The organism is Micromonospora sagamiensis (assembly GCF_014680085.1).
Lineage (GTDB): Bacteria > Actinomycetota > Actinomycetes > Mycobacteriales > Micromonosporaceae > Micromonospora > Micromonospora inyonensis.
In genome coordinates this window covers 4,640,731-4,657,994 of sequence record NZ_AP023438.1, presented here as the reverse complement: position 1 = coordinate 4,657,994, position 17,264 = coordinate 4,640,731, and the positions used below count along the sequence as shown (strand labels likewise).

Annotated in this window: 17 protein-coding genes; 2 read left to right on the top strand and 15 right to left on the bottom strand. The window is 73.8% G+C overall.

Annotation, left to right across the window (positions count from 1 at the left end; translation table 11 throughout):
* Nucleotides 1-122: 122 nt before the first annotated feature.
* From IGA62_RS20510 to IGA62_RS20490, 5 genes are all read right to left on the bottom strand, one after another.
* Nucleotides 123-323, bottom strand: a complete 201-nt coding sequence (locus tag IGA62_RS20510) for a DUF3046 domain-containing protein (protein WP_091463183.1) — start codon at nucleotides 321-323, stop codon at nucleotides 123-125.
* Nucleotides 324-344: 21 nt separating this feature from the next.
* Nucleotides 345-1,685 carry an MFS transporter gene (locus tag IGA62_RS20505; RefSeq protein WP_145819276.1) on the bottom strand — a complete coding sequence of 447 codons (1,341 nt, stop codon included), beginning with the start codon at nucleotides 1,683-1,685 and terminating at the stop codon, nucleotides 345-347.
* A gap of 85 nt (nucleotides 1,686-1,770) precedes the next feature.
* Complete coding sequence (locus IGA62_RS20500) at nucleotides 1,771-2,913, bottom strand: acyl-CoA dehydrogenase family protein (RefSeq protein WP_145819277.1); 1,143 nt, start codon at nucleotides 2,911-2,913, stop codon at nucleotides 1,771-1,773.
* Nucleotides 2,914-3,008: 95 nt separating this feature from the next.
* Nucleotides 3,009-3,713 (bottom strand): UdgX family uracil-DNA binding protein, encoded by a 705-nt coding sequence (locus IGA62_RS20495; protein WP_145819278.1) that lies wholly within the window; start codon nucleotides 3,711-3,713, stop codon nucleotides 3,009-3,011.
* Nucleotides 3,714-3,816: 103 nt separating this feature from the next.
* Nucleotides 3,817-5,157, bottom strand: coding sequence for an aminotransferase class I/II-fold pyridoxal phosphate-dependent enzyme (locus tag IGA62_RS20490; RefSeq protein ID WP_145819279.1), 1,341 nt, complete (start codon nucleotides 5,155-5,157; stop codon nucleotides 3,817-3,819).
* Between the two features lie 38 nt (nucleotides 5,158-5,195).
* On the opposite strand from IGA62_RS20490, the gene IGA62_RS20485 reads away from it, so the two are divergent.
* A complete protein-coding gene (locus IGA62_RS20485; RefSeq protein ID WP_145819280.1) occupies nucleotides 5,196-6,440 on the top strand; it encodes a bifunctional pyridoxamine 5'-phosphate oxidase family protein/GNAT family N-acetyltransferase in 1,245 nt (414 codons plus the stop codon).
* Nucleotides 6,440-7,111, top strand: coding sequence for a leucine efflux protein LeuE (leuE, locus tag IGA62_RS20480; protein ID WP_145822107.1), 672 nt, complete (start codon nucleotides 6,440-6,442; stop codon nucleotides 7,109-7,111). Before IGA62_RS20485 ends, leuE begins: the two co-directional genes overlap by 1 nt.
* 104 nt (nucleotides 7,112-7,215) lie before the next feature.
* Here the strand turns inward: leuE and IGA62_RS20475 are convergent, their stop codons facing one another.
* The 10 genes from IGA62_RS20475 to IGA62_RS20430 all read right to left on the bottom strand — a co-directional run bounded on the left by IGA62_RS20475 (nucleotide 7,216) and on the right by IGA62_RS20430 (nucleotide 17,179).
* Nucleotides 7,216-8,139: a sporulation protein gene (locus tag IGA62_RS20475; RefSeq protein WP_145819281.1), complete on the bottom strand. Its 924-nt coding sequence runs from the start codon at nucleotides 8,137-8,139 to the stop codon at nucleotides 7,216-7,218.
* Nucleotides 8,140-8,146: 7 nt separating this feature from the next.
* Nucleotides 8,147-9,211, bottom strand: a complete 1,065-nt coding sequence (locus IGA62_RS20470) for a hemolysin family protein (protein WP_145819282.1) — start codon at nucleotides 9,209-9,211, stop codon at nucleotides 8,147-8,149.
* Nucleotides 9,208-10,551 (bottom strand): hemolysin family protein, encoded by a 1,344-nt coding sequence (locus IGA62_RS20465; protein ID WP_145819283.1) that lies wholly within the window; start codon nucleotides 10,549-10,551, stop codon nucleotides 9,208-9,210. The genes IGA62_RS20470 and IGA62_RS20465 overlap by 4 nt, the downstream gene beginning before the upstream one ends.
* Nucleotides 10,552-10,698: 147 nt before the next feature.
* On the bottom strand, nucleotides 10,699-11,034 hold the full coding sequence (gene mnhG, locus IGA62_RS20460; protein WP_145819284.1) for a monovalent cation/H(+) antiporter subunit G: 336 nt from the start codon (nucleotides 11,032-11,034) through the stop codon (nucleotides 10,699-10,701).
* A complete protein-coding gene (locus tag IGA62_RS20455) occupies nucleotides 11,031-11,294 on the bottom strand; it encodes a monovalent cation/H+ antiporter complex subunit F (RefSeq protein WP_145819285.1) in 264 nt (87 codons plus the stop codon). Before IGA62_RS20455 ends, mnhG begins: the two co-directional genes overlap by 4 nt.
* Nucleotides 11,291-11,917, bottom strand: a complete 627-nt coding sequence (locus tag IGA62_RS20450; RefSeq protein ID WP_332838448.1) for a Na+/H+ antiporter subunit E — start codon at nucleotides 11,915-11,917, stop codon at nucleotides 11,291-11,293. Before IGA62_RS20450 ends, IGA62_RS20455 begins: the two co-directional genes overlap by 4 nt.
* Nucleotides 11,914-13,416: a Na+/H+ antiporter subunit D gene (locus tag IGA62_RS20445; protein WP_145819287.1), complete on the bottom strand. Its 1,503-nt coding sequence runs from the start codon at nucleotides 13,414-13,416 to the stop codon at nucleotides 11,914-11,916. The genes IGA62_RS20450 and IGA62_RS20445 overlap by 4 nt, the downstream gene beginning before the upstream one ends.
* The gene (locus IGA62_RS20440) at nucleotides 13,413-13,871 is read right to left on the bottom strand and encodes a Na(+)/H(+) antiporter subunit C (RefSeq protein WP_232624720.1); all 459 of its coding nucleotides are present in this window, start codon (nucleotides 13,869-13,871) and stop codon (nucleotides 13,413-13,415) included. The genes IGA62_RS20445 and IGA62_RS20440 overlap by 4 nt, the downstream gene beginning before the upstream one ends.
* Entirely contained in the window at nucleotides 13,868-16,702 is a 2,835-nt protein-coding gene (locus tag IGA62_RS20435; RefSeq protein WP_145819288.1) for a Na+/H+ antiporter subunit A, read from the bottom strand. The genes IGA62_RS20440 and IGA62_RS20435 overlap by 4 nt, the downstream gene beginning before the upstream one ends.
* Before the next feature lie 105 nt (nucleotides 16,703-16,807).
* Nucleotides 16,808-17,179, bottom strand: a complete 372-nt coding sequence (locus tag IGA62_RS20430; protein WP_091463197.1) for a hypothetical protein — start codon at nucleotides 17,177-17,179, stop codon at nucleotides 16,808-16,810.
* Nucleotides 17,180-17,264 lie beyond the last annotated feature (85 nt).

Sequence of the window (17,264 nt, the reverse complement as noted above, 5' to 3'; positions counted from 1 at the left end):
GCGCTGGGTCCGACAAGAACCAGCCGACCGGCCGTGGCCTGTGGACGAGCACCCCGCTGTGGACAATAGCCGAACACCTGTACGAGACGACAGGCGACACACCCGGGCGACGGAAGAGCAGCTCAGCGTAGTCGCGCGGGCACCCGGTCCGGGTACGCGGCGCACACCGCCCGCCACACCACGTGGGTCTGCTCACCCGAGGCGAACGCCTGCTCGATGGTCCGCCCACCGAGCTGGGCGAGGACCTGGTCCCGGGCGATGCTGGCCGCGTAGCCGGGCCCGAACGCCTCCTCGAGCCGGCTCCAGAAGTCGGTCAGCCGCACCGCGTTCCCCCGTTCCGCACGTCACTCCTCCTCCGGCGCGGACACCGCCGCCGGCCGCAACGCTAGCGCCACCAACGGCACGACCGCGACCGCCGCGAGCAGGGTCAGCACGGGATAGCCGGCCACCTGCACGACAAACCCGCTGGCCGCGCCGGCCGCCGCGCCGGCCAGCCCCATGGTCAGGTCGGACAGGCCCTGGACGGTGGGGCGCTCGGCCACCGGCACCGACTCCGACAGCAGCGTGGAGCCGGCGACCATGGTGGCCGACCAGCCCAGCCCCAGCAGGACCAGCCCGACCGAGAGCAGCACGGTGTCGTGTCCGGCGGTACCGGCCACCGCGCAGGCGGCCAGGAGCAGTGCGGTGCCGCCGAGGATCACCGGCCGCCGACCGGCCCGGTCGGTGAGCCAACCGACCACCGGGGCGAGCGCGTACATGCCGGCGATGTGCAGGCTGAGCACGACGCCCACCACGTGCAGCACGTCGGCGTCGCCGTGCGACTCGCCGAGATGCACCGGGGTCATCGCCATCACCCCGACCATGACCAGGTGGCCCATGGCGACCGCGGCGATGCCCAGCCGGGCGGCCGGGCGCTGCCGCACGGTCCGCCAGGCGGACCACATGCCGGCCGCCCGGGGCCGCGCGCCGGGGAGCGCCGGCTCGGCCCCGTTCCGCGGCCCCGGCCCGCCCTGGCGGTCCCCGTCGCCGACCTCCGACGCCGCGATCCGACGAGCGGTGAGCAGCGGGTCCGGACGCAGCAACGCGAAGATCACCACCGCCGCGACCAGGAAGGCGACGGCGCTGAACGCGAACGGTCCGGCCAGCCGGGGCAGCCCCCAGCGGCTGGTGGTGTCGTCGGCGAGGGAGGCGAAGTTCGGCGCGGCGACCGCGCCGACGGTGGTGGCCCAGACGATCAGGGAGAGCTGCCGGCCACGCCGGGCCGGTTCGGCCAGGTCGACGGCGGTGTACCGGGCCTGGAGGTTGGCGGCGGTGCCCCCGCCGAAGAGGAGCATGCCGAGGAAGAGCAGCGGCACCGAGCGGGCGGCCGCGGCGGTCACCACCAGGACGCCGCCGAGCGCGCCGGTCAGGTACGCCAGGACCAGGCCGGGGCGGCGGCCGTACCCGGTCATGACACGGGTGATCGGGACGGCGAGGAGCGCGCCCCCGACCACGCCGGCGCTCTGCGCCAGGCCGGCCACGGCCGCACCGGCGATCCGCTCGGCAAGCAGCGCGCCGACCGAGATGCCGATGGTGACCCCGACCCCGCCGATGATCTGCGTGGTGAAGAGCAGTCGCAGGGTGCGGCGCTGGATCGGGGCGACGTCCGGGCGAACGCCGGCCGGGACGGCGAGGTGGGTGGTCATCTGCGACTCCTCGGGAGGGGGCGGTCCCATCCTGGCGTACGGGTGGTGTCGCCCGACGGGCGGTTCCACCCGGCCGGGCGACCCGTCACAGGTCGAGGCCCCGACCGATGATCTCCTTCATGATCTCGGTGGTGCCGCCGTAGATGGTCTGCACCCGCCCGTCCAGCCAGGCCTTCGCCACCGGGTACTCGAGCATGTAGCCGTACCCGCCGTGCAGTTGCAGGCAGCGGTCGGCGACCCGGTTCTGCAACTCGGTCGTCCACCACTTGGCCTTGGCCGCGTCGACCACGGTCAGCCGGCCGGCGTTGAACTCGGCGACGCAGTGGTTGACGAAGGTCCGGGCGATGGTGACCTCGGTGTCCAGTTCGGCGAGGAGGAAGCGGTTGTGCTGGAAGGAGCCGATCGGCCGGCCGAACGCCTCCCGGCCACGGGCGTAGTCCAGGGTGATCGCGAGCAGCCGTTCGGCGGCGGCGACCGCGGCGACGGCGATGCCGAGCCGTTCCCGGGGCAGGTTCGCCATCAGGTGGTAGAAGCCGTGGTTCTCGGTGCCGAGCAGGTTCGCCGCCGGCACCCGGCAGCCGTCGAAGAAGAGTTCGGCGGTGTCGTTGCCCTTCAACCCCACCTTGGCCAGGCGGCGGCCCCGGGTGAAGCCGGGGGTGCCGCTCTCCACGGCGATCAGGCTGACGCCGTGCGCGCCCTGCCCGGGTGCGGTCTTGGCGACCACGACCACCAGGTCGGCCTGCTCGCCGTTGGTGATGAAGGTCTTCTGCCCGTCGAGCACCCAGTGGTCGCCGTCGCGCACCGCGGTGGTGCGGACGCCGGCCAGGTCGGAGCCGGCACCCGGCTCGCTCATCGCGATCGCGGTGACCAGGTCGCCGGAGCAGAACCCGGGCAGCCAGCGGCGGCGCTGCTCCTCGGTGGTCAGCTCGGTGAGGTACGGCGCGACGACGTCGTTGTGCAGACTGAAGCCGAGACCCGAGCAGCCGGCGGCGACGACCTCCTCGGCGAGCACCGCGTTGAACCGGAAGTCCCGCTGGCCGCCGCCACCGTACGCGGGGTCGACGTCGGTGCCGAGCAGGCCGGCGACGCCCGCCTTCCGCCAGACGTCCCGGTCGACGATGCCCTCGGCCTCCCAGCGGTCGTGGTACGGCACCGCCTCCCGGGCGAGGAACTCCCGGCAGAGGTCCCGGAACTCTTCGTGGACGGGCTCGTAGAGATGCTGCTGCATGGCGGTCAGTGTGGCACCGGCCCTCCGCCCTGCCCAGGGGTCGGCGCGGACCGGTGGCACGCGACCGCCGGTTGCGGAGGCGGACCGGTGACGCGTCAGCCGGCCAGGGCCCGGGCGGCGATGGTGAGGTCGGCGACCAGTCCCTGGTAGGCGATGTCCTGGTTGTCGGCGCGCAGCACGGCGGACGGATGGATGGTGGCGAGGAGTCGGGCCGGTGGCGCGTCGGCGACCCCGCCCGCGGAGTCGACCGGCACCCGGGTGAAGTCCTCGGGGTGCTCCGCCGAGGCCGGCCAGGGCAACAGTTCACCGCGTTGGCGGGTGACCCGGAACGCCGGTCCGAGCAGCGCCTTGGCGGCGGTGGCGCCGAGCACCACCACGATCTCCGGACGGAGCCGGGCGAACTCGGCGACCAGCCAGGGACGGCAGGCGGTGATGTGCACCCGGTCGGGCGTCTGGTGGATGCGTCGCCTGCCGCGCAGTTCGAACCGGAAGTGCTTGACCGCGTTGGTGAGGTAGAGACCGGTGGGGTCGAGGCCGGCGTCGTCGACCGCGCGGCGGAGCAACCGCCCGGCCGGCCCGACGAACGGGAGACCCTTCTGGTCCTCCAGGTCGCCGGGCTGCTCGCCGACGAGGACCACACGGGCGTCCGCACCGCCCCGGCCGAAGACGGTCTGCGAGGCGTCCCGGTACAGCTCGCAGCCCTGGCAGGAGGTCGCGGCGGCCCGTAGCTCGTCGATCGTGTCGGCGCGGGGTGGAATGAACCGCTGCGCACCCGGGGCGGTCTGGGTCTGCTCGGACATGGCGACTGTTGTACCCGGACGCGGCCCGGTCACGCGGCGATCCCTGGTCGCCCCGGCGCGTCGCGACGACCCGACAGCCCGCGACCCGGGGGCCGGCCACCGGTCAGGCGGTGAAGCCGGCCGGCCGGGCCGGTCGGAGCGCGCGGGCGACCGCGTCGGCCAGTGCCGGGATCTCCGCGTCGTCGAGCGGGCTGACGGTCAGCCGGACCGCCGGGGGCGCACCGATCCGGAACAGCCCGCCGGGGGCGACCGCCCAGCCGGCGTCCCGCAGTGCGGTCACCGCGCTGGTCTCGTCGGGCACCGGAAGCCAGACGTTGATGCCGCTGCGGCCGTGGGCGGTGAGGCCGTGCCCGGCGAGGGCGGTGATCAGGGCGGCACGCCGCCGCTGGTAGCTCTCCTCCGCCCGGACGATCAACCCGCTGGTCGCCGGGTCGGCCCAGAGGGCGAGCACCAGACGTTGCAGCAGGGTGGAGACCCAGCCGGGACCGACGCTCATCCGGCCCGCCACCCGGGCCACGGTCGTCTCGTCGCCGGCGAGCAGGGCGAGTCGGAGATCCGGGCCGTACGGCTTGCTCACCGAGCGGACGAAGGCCCAGGACGGGGTCACCCCGGCCAGCGTGTGCAGCGGCAGCCGGGCCAGTTCGGCGGCGTGGTCGTCCTCGACGAGCAGCACGTCGGAACGGCCGGCGAGCAGCGTGCGCAACGCCGCGGCCCGGTCGGCGGAGACGGCGGCCCCGGTCGGGTTCTGCGCCCGGCTCGTGACGATCAGGGCCCGCGCCCCGAGGGCCAACGCGTCCCGGACCCCGGCCTCGGTCGGGCCGTCGTCGTCGACCGGCACGGCGACCGGCCGTAGGCCCAGCGCGGCGACCAGGTCGAGCAGGTTGGCCCAGCCCGGATCCTCCACCGCCACCGGGTCACCGGGGCGCAGGTGGGCGGCGAGCAGGCGTTCGATGCCGTCGAGGGCCCCGCCGGTGACGGTGAGCCCGTCGACCGGGACCCCGTCGGCGGCGAGCCGGTGGCGCGCGGCCTCGGCCAGCTCGGGCAGGACGCCGGCCGTGGCGTAGCCGGCGGGTGGGCCGATCCGGTCGGCCAGCCGGGCCAGGTGCGGACCGAGCGGGGGCAGCAGCCGGAGGTCGGGCTGACCCCGGGAGAGGTCGCGGACCCCGGGGCCCGGGGTCGGGTACCGGGCGGCGCGCCGGGTGGCGACCGGAGGCCGGGGACGGACCCGGGTGCCGTGTCGGCCGGCGGTCGCGACCAGGCCGCGTTGCCGCAGCTCCTGGTAGGCCCGAGCGACGGTGGCCGGGCTGACCGCGAGGGTGGCGGCCAGGGCGCGGACCGGGGGCAGGGGGCTGTCGGGAGGAAGGGCCCCGGTGCGGACGCCCGACTCGACACTGGCCGAGATCTCGGCCGCCGTACCGCCGGTGATCTGATAACGTACTGCCACAGTTCGAGTATTGTACTAGCACAAAGGCGGGATGTCACATGTACACGCCGACCGCCCGGACCACCCCCCACCGCTCGCGGGAACGGATGAGCTACGACCGGGCCGCCGCCCACGCCGTGCTCGACGAGGCGTACCACTGCATGCTCGGCTTCACCGTCGACGGCGAGCCGCGCCTGCTGCCCACCCTCCACGTCCGCGTGGGCGACACCCTCTACCTGCACGGCTCCACCGGAAGCCGGCCCCTGCTGGCCGCCCGGGGCCCGGACGGGCTGCCGGTCTGCGTCGGGGTCACCCTGCTCGACGGGTTGGTCTACGCCCGCTCCCAGTTCCACCACAGCGCCAACTACCGCTCGGTGGTCGCGCACGGCGTCGCTCGGCTGGTCACCGACGCCGGGGAGAAGTCCGCGGCGATGACCGCGCTGGTGGAGAAGGTCGGCACCGGCCGTAGCGCGGAGAGTCGCCCACCGAGCCGGCGGGAACTGGCCGAGACGGCCGTCCTGGCGCTGCCCCTCCGCGAGGTGTCGGTCCGGGCCCGCACCGGCGGGGTCCGCGACGACCCGGCCGACCTGGCCCTGCCGTACTGGGCCGGGGTGGTGCCGCTACGGCTGACCCCGGCGCTGCCCGAACCGGACGCCGGGGTCACCGCGCCGGTCCCGGCGTACCTGCGCCCGGCCCGCCCGCCGTGGTACGAGCCGGCACCGATGCGCGGCGCACACGTGGCGCTGGAGCCGCTCGACCTGGCGCACGCCGCCGAACTCTTCGACGCCACCGCCGACCCGGAGGTCTGGCGACACCTGACCAGCCCCCGACCCACGGACGCCGCCGACGTCCGCACGCTGGTCGCGGACGCGCTCTCGGCCCACCAGCGGGGCGAGCGGGTGCCGTGGGTGCAGCGCTGCGCGGTGACCGGGGCGGTGGTCGGCACCACCTCGTACTACGAGATCGACCCCGGCCGGGGGTCGGTGGCCATCGGCTACACCTTCCTCGGTCGGCCGTGGTGGCGCACCGGGGTCAACACCGAGGCGAAGCTGCTCCTGCTCGGCCGGGCGTTCGACGAGCTGGGCGCCCGCCGGGTGGTGTGGCACACCGACATCCGCAACGAGCGTTCCCAGCGGGCCGTGGAACGGCTCGGCGCGACGCGGGAGGGAGTGCTCCGGCTGGACCGGCAGCGCGCCGACGGCTCCTGGCGGGACACCGTCCAGTATTCGATGGTCGTCGACGAGTGGCCGGAAGCACAGCGCCGGCTGTGGGAAAAGCTACGCGCGGGGACCACCACGGCGTGATGATGACCGGCGTGCTGGGCATCACCGACTTCTGGACGTTTGTGCTGGGTACCGTGGCGATCGTTCTGCTGCCCGGGCCCAATTCGCTCTTCGTGCTCTCGGCCGCGGCGCGACGGGGGGTGGGCGCCGGCTACCGGGCCGCCGCCGGGGTGTTCGTGGGCGACGCCGTGCTGATGGTCCTCTCCGCGGCCGGGGTGGCCTCACTGCTCACCGCGTACCCGCCGCTCTTCCTGGTGATCAAATACGCCGGAGCGGCGTACCTCGGCTACGTGGGACTGAGCATGCTGCGCGGTGCCTGGCGACGCTGGCGCACCCGGCACGACCCGACCGCACCGCGCCTGGTGGAGGCCCCGGAACCGGCGGCGGTCCGGGCACCGTTCCGGCGTGCCCTGGTGGTCAGCCTGGTCAACCCGAAGGCGATCCTCTTCTTCGTCTCGTTCTTCATCCAGTTCGTCGACCCGGCCTATGCCTGGCCGGCGCTCTCCTTCCTCGCGCTCGGCCTGGTCGTCCAGGTGACCAGCGTGTTGTACCTGACCGCGCTGATCTTCGCCGGCACCTACCTGGCCAGCCAGTTCCGGGCCCGCCGCCGGCTGGCCGCCACCGCCACCACCGGGGTCGCGGCGCTCTTCCTGGGCTTCAGCGTCAAGCTCGCCACCGCCACCGCCGGCTGAGGTCCGGCGCCGCCACCGCCGGTCGAGGTCAGGGCGCGGTCACCCGAAGCGCGGCCACCGCCACCGCCGACCGAAGCGCGGCCCGCCGCCACCGCCGGTCGCGGTCAGGTGCCGTCGCCGGACCCACCGCCGATGCCGGCACCACCGGCGGTGCCGCCCAGCCCCTCCCCCGGGGCCACCGGGCGGTCGGGCGGACGGCTGACGTGGGCCGACCCGGTGATCTGGGCCGACCAGTCGGCGTGCGCCGCCGCCCCGGCGTGCCGGTTGATCGCCGCGCGCAGCCAACCGTCCACCAGGTTGACCCAGTCCCGCTGGCCGGAGTCGACATGCCACACCTTGAACCGGCTGATGCTCTGGTGGGTCACGCCGGCCAGGGAGAGCCGGCGGTCCATCCAGAGGATCACCTCGAGAGCCGCCGGATCCGCCACGAAGATCAGCTCCAACTCGGTGACCGGGCCGGCGTAGAGCGGCCCCACCCAGTAGTTGATCCGCTGGTGGACGGGAAGGGTCTGGGCCACCCCGGGCAGCCGGCCGGCCTGGAGCCCGGCCTGACGCAGGGTGAAGCCGAGGGTGCCCAGGGCGGCCAGCACGTGCTGCTGGGCGGGAAGGGGATGGACGAAGACCGGCACCATCGCGCCCTGGTCCAGCAGGCCGTCCAGCGCCACCTCGGTGCGTAGCCCCGTCCGGAGGCTGAGCAGCGGCACCCCACCGAAGATGGTCACCGGTGTCTCCCAGGGCAGCGGCAGCGCGAAGGCCACCGACCGTCGCCGCCCGGCCGGCACGACGAACCCGCCGGCCACCGCCGCCTGGTGGAACTGCACCAGGCGGCGGGGCTGGTCCGGGTCCTCCGGCTCGACCGTGCCGATCAGTCCCAGCCGGATGTGCCCGACCGGCACGTCGGTCGAGCCGGCGGTGAGCGTCACCCGCCCCGGCAGACGCAGGCCGGGGCGGGTGCTCGGGTTGGTCACGCAGGTGTGCACGGTCAGTCCGGTCGCGCCGGACCCCGGTGACACCCCCGTGAACCGCACCGTGGCCCTACCGCATCCGCCGCCCGCGGGGCACCGGGTCGGTCTCGTCGTCGAACTCGCCGATGACCTCCTCCAGGAGGTCCTCCAGCGCCACGAACCCGATCGGGCGGGTCGGGCCGCCACCGTTGCGCACCAGCGCGAGCTGCGCCTGCACCCCCCGCATCGCGGCCACCGCCTCGGTGACCGAGGCCGTGGCGGGCAGGGTAAACGCGTCGGTCATCAGCTCGCCAGCGGTCGCCGACCGGCCGGTCGTGGTGACCCGGACGGCCTCCCGGACGTGCACCAGGCCCACCACGTCGCCGGCCGGGTCGACCACTGCCAGGCGGGACCGGCCGCTGTCCCGGGAAACCTCCTCGACCCGCTCGGCGGGGTCGTCCCGGCGCACCGTCACGATCTGCCCGAACGGTTCCATCACGTCGGCCACCTTGGTGCCCTGCAACTCCAGCATGCTGGTGAGCATCTGGTGCTGCTCGGCACCGAGCAGCCCGTGCTCACGGGACTGCTCCAGCAGCATCCGCAGTTCCTCCGGGCCGTGCACCTGGGCGAGCTGGTCCTGCGGGTTGACCCGGACCAGGCGCAGCATCGCGTTGGCCAGCGCGTTGAGCAGCGACAGCACCGGCCGGGCCACCCGGGCGAAGGCCCGGAAGGGCAGTGCCAGCAACTGCGCCGAGCGCTCCGCGTCGGTGATCGCCCACGACTTCGGGGCCATCTCGCCGACCACCAGGTGCAGGAAGGTGACCAGGCTCAGCGCGAAGACCAGCGCGACGACGTGGCTGGCCGCCGTGGGCAGGCCGACCGCGTGCAGCACCGGGCTGAGCAGGTGCTCGATCGCCGGCTCGGCGAGCGCGCCCAGTCCCAGCGTGCAGAGGGTGATGCCGAGCTGCGCGCCGGCGAGCATCAGGGACAGCTCGCGGACGCCGTCGAGCGCCGCCCGGGCCGCCCGGCCACCGCCGGTCGCGGCGTGTTCCAGCCGGTACCGCTTGCTTGCCACCAGGGCGAACTCGGCGGCCACGAAGAAGGCGTTCAGCGCCAGCAGCACGACCGAGATGACCAGCGCGAGTCCGGTGCTCATGCCGCCACCTCACTGGTGCCGGTGACCCGCAGCCGGACGGAGTCCGCGACGTGCCGGTCCACCACGAGCACCTCGACCAGGGCCCGGGGTGCGGGCTCGCCGTCCTCGGCGGGCAGGCCGATCTCCAGCAGGTCGCCCACCTCGGGGACCCGGCCCAGCTCCCGCATGACCAGTCCGGAGAGGGTGTCGTACTCGGGCCCCTCGGGCAGCGCGATGCCGGTGCTGTCGGCCACCTCGTCGATCCGCCAGCGGGCCGGGACCACCCAGGACCCGTCGTCCTGCCGGGCGGGGGCCCGCTCCGGCGGGTCGTCCTCGTCCCGGATCGGGCCGACCAGCTCCTCGGCGATGTCCTCCAGCGTGATCACACCGGCGAACCCGCCGTACTCGTCGACCACGCAGGCGAGCTGCCGGTGCCCGACCCGCAGCCGGTCGAGCACCGTCGGCAGTGGCAGCGTCTCCGGCACCAGCAGCGGCGGTACGGCCACCGCGCTCACCGGCGTCGTCGCGCGCCGCGCCGGGGGTACGCCGAGCACGTCGGCGATCCCGACCACGCCGACCAGGTCGTCGACGCCCTCGGCACCCCGCACCGGGAACCGGGAGTGGCCGGTGTCGAGCAGCTGCACCACCCGGCTGATCGGTTCGTCGGCCCGGACGGTGTGCACGTCGACCCGGGGCACCATGGCCTCCCCGGCGGTCAGCTCACGGAAGTCCAGCCCCCGGTCGAGCAGGTCGGACATGGCCGCGTCGAGGCGCCCCTCCTCGCGGGACTCGGCGATGATCTGCTCCAGGTCCTGCGGGGTCGCCCCGCTGGGCAGTTCCTCGATCGGCTCGATGCCGACCCGCCGGAGCAGTCGTACCGCGGCCCGGTCGAAGAGTTTGATCAGCGGACCGGCCACGGCGAGGTAGATCAGGGTGGAGCGGCTGAGGGCCCGGGCCAACGGCTCGGGTCGGGCGATGGCGAGGTTCTTCGGGGCCAGCTCACCGAGGACCATCTGCACGACGGTCGCGATGGTCAGGGCCAGCGCCACGGAGAGCGGGAGGCTGACCGCGGTGGAGACGCCGACGCCGCCGAGCAGTTCGGCCAGGCCGGCACCGAGGTACGGCTCGGCCACGTATCCGACGAGCAGGGCGGTGACGGTGATGCCGAGTTGGGCACCGGAGAGCATGAAGGAGAGCCGGCTGGTGACCTGGAGGGCGCGGGCCGCGGCCGGGTCGCCGTCGTCGGCCATCTGCCGCAGTTTGCCGCGGTCGACCGCGACGTACCCGAATTCCTGGGCCACGAAGTAGCCGGTCGCGGCGGTGAGAACGATGATCAGGACGAGTCCGACGACGATCAACACGGGAGGCTCAGGGCTCCCGACGTCGCGGGCGGGGAAGGCCGGGTCGTACCCGGCCGGCTACTGCTGCCCTCCTGGGCAGAAGAGTCGATCATGCCGCCATTTTATCGGCCCCGGCTGGGTGCTGCCTGGATGTCCCGGGAAACGGTGTCACCGGTCGGCGAGTTCGTCGACGTCGAGCAGATTCCGGTCGAAGCGACCCGACCGGTAGACGGCCCGGCCGATCATCTGCGCGGCGACCGGCGCGGTGGCCAGTTGGAAGAGCCCGACCAGCAGGAGCATGCCCAGGTCGGTGGGGCTGCGCAGGCGCAGCGCCAGGCCCAGCAGGATCAGCAGCACCCCCAGCACCTGCGGCTTGGTGACCGCGTGCATCCGGTCGAGGGCGTTCGGCAGGCGCAGCACCCCGATCCCGGCGGCCAGGCTGAGCAGCGCCCCGGCCACCAGGAAGACGGCCGCGAGCGGGTCGGCCAGGTCGGCGGCGTTCACGATTCCTCCCCGGCGGCGAAGCGGACCAGGGCCACCGAGCCGAGGAACCCCAGCAGCGACAGGACCACCAGCACCGGCAGGGTCGTGGTGTGCCGGTTCACCGCCGCCTCGGTGCCCACCGCGGCGATCATCGTGGCCAGCAGCAGTTCCGTGGCGACCAGCCGGTCGAGCAGGGACGGGCCGCGCACGATCCGGGCCAGCGCGAGCAGGGCGGTGGCGGAGAGCAGGACGGTGAGGGCGACGATCACGGCCGGGTTCACGTGGCGGTTCCCTTCTCGACGGGGGCGCCCGTCACCAGCCGGACCTCGGCGGGCGAGCCGACGACGCGGACGATGCGCCGCTCGACGTCCTCGATGCGCCAGCGGGCACGACGCAGGTCCTCCGGTCCACGGACGTCGAGGACGTGGACGTAGAGCAGCCCGGCGCTCCGGTCGACGTCGATGATCAGGCTCCCCGGCACCAGGGAGAGCACCTCGGCGGTGAGGGCCAGGTTCAGGTCGGTACGCACCCGCAGCCGTACTGCGATGATCGCGCTGCGCGGCCGGTACCGCGGGCGGACGGCGACCCAGGCGACGTGGATGCTCGCGCCGACCAGTTGGGCGGCGAACCGCACCGCGAAGCGCAGCAGGTGGACGGGGCGCAGCCGGCTGTCCAGGGAGACCGGGGGCAGTGGGAAGAACACCAGCACCACCGCCGCGACGGCGCCCCCACCGATCAGGTTGCCGAGGGTGAACCGTCCCCAGAACAGGTTCCAGATGAGCACCATCCAGGCGGCGGCGATCAGCCGTTCCCGCCAGCGGGCGGCGCGGGCCCGGCCGGGGGCCGCCCCGGGGACCAACCGCCGGCGCGGGCCGGACGCGGGGACCGGCGGGTCGGGGATCACGGGGTGCCCCCGGGGAAGACGGCCCGCACGTACGGGGTCCGCCGGTGCAGGTCGTCCGCCGCGTCCGCGGTGACCGTGAAGAGCGGCCCGGCGGCGAGGGTGAACGCCACACCGAGCGCGACCAGCGCCACCGTCGAGCCGACCATCAGCCGGGGCAGCCGGGCGGGCGGGTCCTCGGGGAGGGGGCGGGGCGACCGCCAGAAGGCGATGTTCCACACCCGGGAGGCGGCGTAGAGGGTGAGCAGGCTGGTCACCGCCCCGGCGGCCACCAGGGCCCAGGGCAGCGCGCCGCCCACCGCCGCCCCGGCCTGGAAGAGGCCGAGCTTGCCGAGGAACCCCGGGAACGGCGGGATCCCGGCGAGGTTCATGGCCGGGACGAAGAACAGCACGGCGATCAGCGGGGTGACCCGGGCCAGGCCACCGAGGCGGCGCAGGTCGGTGCTGCCGGCCCGCTGTTCGATCAGGCCGGCGACGAGGAAGAGCGTGGTCTGGACGGTGATGTGGTGCATCACGTAGAAGATCGCGCCGGTGAGGCCGGCCACGGTGCTCAACGCGACCCCGAAGATCATGTAGCCGATGTGGCTGACCAGGGTGAAGGAGAGCAGCCGCTTCAGGTCGGACTGGGCCACCGCGCCGAGGATGCCGATCAGCATGGTCAGCCCGGCCACCACCATCAGCAGCCCGTCGACGCGCCCGCCGGGGAAGAGCAGCGTCTCGGTACGGATGATCGCGTACACGCCGACCTTGGTGAGCAGGCCGGCGAAGACCGCGGTGACCGGGGCGGGCGCGGTCGGGTAGCTGTCCGGCAGCCACGCCGCCAACGGGAAGACGGCGGCCTTGATGCCGAAGGCGAGCAGCAGCATCAGGTGCAGCGCCAGCCCCAGGTCCGCCGGCAGGGTGTCGAGCCGGCCGGCGAGCTGGGCGAGGTTGAGCGTGCCGGTCGCCGCGTACACCAGCCCCACCCCGCTCAGGAAGATCATCGACGCGAGGACGCTGACCACCACGTACGTCGAGCCGGTACGGATCCGGACGTCGGTCCCTCCCAGGGTGATCAGCGCGTAGCTGGCGGTCAGCAGGATCTCGAAGCCGACGAAGAGGTTGAACAGGTCACCGGCGAGGAAGGCGTTGGTGACACCGGCGGTCAGCACCAGGTAGGTGGGGTGGAAGATGCTGACCGGGGTGCCCTCGCCGAGGTCGGACTGGCCCTGGCCGATGGAGTAGAGCAACACGCAGAGCGTCACCGCCGCCGAGACGGTCAGCATCAGCGCGGCGAACTGGTCGGCGACCAGCACGATGCCGACCGGTGGCGTCCAGCCACCGATCCGGACCACCAGCGGGCCGTCGGCGTACGCCCGGACGAGCAGCACCACCGACACGGCCAGGGTGGCGACGAGCACGAGCACGCTGACCGCCCGCTGCGCCCGCGCCCACGGCAGCACCAGGGTCAGGGCGGCGCCCAGCAACGGCATCACCACCGGCAGCGGCACCAGGGCGGTCATCGGCGACCTCCCGGACCGGGGTCCACCTGCTCGGGGTCGTCCCCCGGCCCCTCGCCGCCCAGGTCGGCCGGTTGCGGGGCGTCCCGGTCGGCGAGCCCCACGATCTGTCGGTCCTCCGGGTCGTCCCTCGTCTCGTCGTGGCCGGTGAGCAACCAACTCCGGTACGCCACCGCCAACAGGAACGCGGACAGCCCCAGGGTGATCACGATGGCGGTGAGGATCATCGCCTGGGGCAGCGGGTCGCTCATCCGGTCCACCGGGGTGGTACCGACCAGCGGGGCCTCCCCGGCCGGGGCGCTGAGCAGGATGAGCACGTTGACCCCGTTGCTGACGAGGATCACGCCGAGCAGGATCCGGGTGAGGTTCCGCTCCAGCAGCAGGGTCACGCCCGTCGCGACGAGCACCCCGACGACGAGTGCCAGCACCAGCGTCGGGCCGTTCCCGGAGTCGGTCACCGTTGCCCTCCCCGCCGGTCGGCGGCCAGTCCCCGGTCCGCCTGGCCGCCGACCTGGATCTGGCGGTCCACCTCCGCGCCGAGGGTGCGCAGGACGTCCAGCGCCAGGCCGACGACGACCAGGTAGACCCCGATGTCGAAGACGAGGGACGTGACCAGGTAGAAGTCGCCGATTCCGGGCAGGTGAAGGTCGATCCGGCTGCTCTCCAGCAGAGTCCCGGTGGCCAGCAGCGCGACCACCCCGCTGCCCACGGCGGTCCCCAGCCCGACGCCGAGCACCGTGCCGGCTCCCACCGGGGCGGCGTCCTCCAGTTCGTACCGGCCGCCGGCCAGGTAGCGCAGGGTCAACGCCAACCCCGCCACCAGCCCACCGACGAAGCCGCCCCCCGGCGCGTTGTGCCCGGAGAAGAGCAGGAAGAGGGAGAAGAGCACGATGCTGTGGAAGATCAGCCGGGTGACCACCTCGAAGACCAGTGATCGGCGGCGCTCGTGCAGGGTCGGCCCGCCCCGCAGCCAGACCCGTTGACCCGGCTCGGAACGGACGGCGGACGCTCCCCGGCGACGCGGGCGGGGGTCGGTGCGGGACCGTTCGAAGATCAGACTGGCCACCCCGGTGGCCGCCACCACGAGTACCGAGATCTCGCCGACGGTGTCCCACGCCCGGATGTCGACCAGGATCACGTTGACCACGTTCCGGCCGTGCCCCTCCTCGACGGCGAGCGGGGGGAAGTCCACCGAGACCGCCGGGAGGCGACGGCTGCCGGCCGCCGCGACGGCCAGGCCGGCGAGGGCCGCGCCGACGGCCACCCCGATCCCCCGGCGGATCCACCGGCTGCGCCGCAGGGGGCGGACCGAGAAGCGGGGCGGCAGCCGGCGCAACGCCAACACGAAGACGGTGATCGTCGCGGTCTCGACGAGGATCTGGGTCAGCGCCAGATCGGGTGCGCCGTGCACCACGAAGATCATCGCGGTGCCGTAACCGGTCACCCCGACCAGCAGCATCGCGGTCAGCCGGGTGCGGGCGGCCACGGCGAGCACCGCCGCCACCGCGACGACCAGGCCCACCAGCAGTTGCACCGGGCTGTCCCAGAGCCGGGTGGGCACCGGCCAGGGCCGGACCAGCAGCATCGCCCCGCCGGGAAGCACCACCAGGACGACGAGGATGGTGCCGAGGTACTGCGGCAGGGAGCCGCGCTGGATCCGGCTGGTCAGCTCGATCGCGACCCGGTCGAAGGCGTGGACGGTCCGCTCGTACACGTCCGCACCCGGCACCGGGGTGGTCAACCGGGCCAGCACCGGGGCGAGCGCGCCACGCAGCAGGAAGAGCAGCCCGCCGGCGGCGAGCACCAGCAGGGACAACCACAACGCGGGCTGGAGCCCGGACCAGAGCGCCAGCGGGTGGTCGCCGCCGGGAAACGCCTCGGCGTACGGGGTGAGGAGCGCACCGACCGGCCCGGCGAGCGGCCCGAGGAGGAGACCGGTGAGGGCCAGCAGGGCCGGTGGGACCACGAGCGCGACGGCCGGCCGCTCGACGGGCACCGGGTCGACGCCGGGTTTCCCGCCGAAGGCGCCCCAGAGGAACCGGGCGCTGTAGGCGACGGTGAAGGCCGACCCGACCAGCACGACGCCGAGGGCGAGCGGGTCGTCGAGGAACGCGTACAGCACGGCCTCCTTGGCGACGAACCCGACCAGCGGCGGGACGCCGGCCATCGACGCGGCGGCGAGAAGGGCGACGATCCAGAGCAGCGGCAGCCGACGCCACAGCCCGGTCAGCTCACGCAGGTCCCGGGTGCCGGTGACGTGGTCGACGACGCCGACGACCAGGAAGAGCGTCGCCTTGAACAGGGCGTGTGCCAGCAGCAGCGCCAGCCCGGCCAGTGCCGCCTCCCGGGTGCCCGCGCCGGTCACCGCCACGAGCAGGCCGAGCTGGCTCAGCGTGCCGTACGCCAGCAGCAGCTTCAGGTCGGTCTGGCGCAGCGCCGCCCAGCCGCCGACGACCAGGGTGGCGAGCCCGGCCACGGTGGTGACCGGCCGCCAGGGCGGGGTGTGGGCCAGTACCGGGGCCAGCAGCCCGACCAGGTAGACGCCGGCCTTGACCATGGCCGCCGCGTGCAGGTAGGCGCTGACCGGGGTGGGTGCGGCCATCGCCGCCGGCAGCCACGCGGTAAACGGCAGGAGGGCCGACTTCGCCAGCGCCCCCGTCAGCACGAGCAGGACGGCGACGGTCAGGTACCCACCGTCGGGCGGCACCTCGGTGATCTCCGACCAGCGGTAGGTGCCGGCCCGTTGCCCGAGCATGACGAATCCGACCAGCATCGCCAGCCCGCCCAGCGTGGTGACGGTCAACGCCTGGGCGGCGGCCCAGCGGCTCGCCCGCCGCTCCGGGTGGTGCCCGATCAGCAGGTACGAGAAGACCGTGGTGAGTTCCCAGCAGACGTAGAGCAGGAGCAGGTTGTCGGCGAGGACGAGCCCGAGCATCGCCCCGGCGAACGCGACGAGGACGCCGGCGAACCGGCCGAGCTCCGGCTCACTCGGGGCGAGGTAGCCGGCGCAGTACACCAGCACCAGCGCGCCGATTCCGCCGACCAGCAGGGTCATCAGCCAGGAGAGGGTGGTCATCCGGAACGTCAGGTCGAGCTGGAGCTGACGGATCCAGGTGTGGTTCTCGACCAGGGCGGCCCCGTCACGTACCGCCGGGGTCCGTGCCAGCGCCCAGCCGAACGCGGCGGCGGGCGCCAGGGCCAGCGGATAACAGGCCCGCGGTCCCCACCACCGGACCAGCAGCGGCGCGAGCAGGGCCGCCACGAAGTGGAGGATCAGCAGTACGAGCACGCGTCCTCCCGGTAGGTGGCAGCGCCCGGCAGGGCACTCTCCGGCTACCAGGGATCACACGTCAGCGGACGGGACCTATGGGGCGTTTTGCGAAAAACACCCGGATTACCACCCGGTCGGGACGGGCGGCTCGCGCAGCGCGCGCTCGCGGCGGGTCTCCACCAGCAGGTCCGGGCGACCGAGCTGGAGGGCGACCCGGTTGGCCAACCGCTGTGCGGCGGCGAGGGACCGCACGGAGAGCAACTGACCCCGGCTCTCCCGGCGCAGGACGAAGTAGTGCACGGCGGCCCGCACCTGGGCGCGGTCGGCGGCACTGGCCTGGGCGGTCTGCACGACCAGCTCCCGCAGGCACCGGGCGAGCCGCTCGGCCAGCTCCAGCTCGGGGCCGTGCAGACCGACGCGGACGGCGGCGAGATGACTGTCGACCTTTCGGATGAGCACATCGGTGCCGGGCTCCGAGCCTCGCTCCACGGCCATCCGGCTCCCCTCCCCCGACCGGCGATGCGGGAGAAGTTACTGTATGTTTCCATCCACAAGCAAGCAGTTAAGTAAGACTTAACGT

What these genes read in the sequence shown, in the direction of transcription:
- IGA62_RS20505 (WP_145819276.1), bottom strand. Translation starts at nt 1,685, where the DNA reads ATGACCACCCACCTCGCCGTCCCGGCCGGCGTTCGCCCGGACGTCGCC.
- IGA62_RS20500 (WP_145819277.1), bottom strand. Translation starts at nt 2,913, where the DNA reads ATGCAGCAGCATCTCTACGAGCCCGTCCACGAAGAGTTCCGGGACCTC.
- IGA62_RS20495 (WP_145819278.1), bottom strand. Translation starts at nt 3,713, where the DNA reads ATGTCCGAGCAGACCCAGACCGCCCCGGGTGCGCAGCGGTTCATTCCA.
- IGA62_RS20485 (WP_145819280.1), top strand. Translation starts at nt 5,196, where the DNA reads ATGTACACGCCGACCGCCCGGACCACCCCCCACCGCTCGCGGGAACGG.
- leuE (WP_145822107.1), top strand. Translation starts at nt 6,440, where the DNA reads ATGATGACCGGCGTGCTGGGCATCACCGACTTCTGGACGTTTGTGCTG.
- IGA62_RS20470 (WP_145819282.1), bottom strand. Translation starts at nt 9,211, where the DNA reads ATGAGCACCGGACTCGCGCTGGTCATCTCGGTCGTGCTGCTGGCGCTG.
- IGA62_RS20445 (WP_145819287.1), bottom strand. Translation starts at nt 13,416, where the DNA reads ATGACCGCCCTGGTGCCGCTGCCGGTGGTGATGCCGTTGCTGGGCGCC.
- IGA62_RS20430 (WP_091463197.1), bottom strand. Translation starts at nt 17,179, where the DNA reads ATGGCCGTGGAGCGAGGCTCGGAGCCCGGCACCGATGTGCTCATCCGA.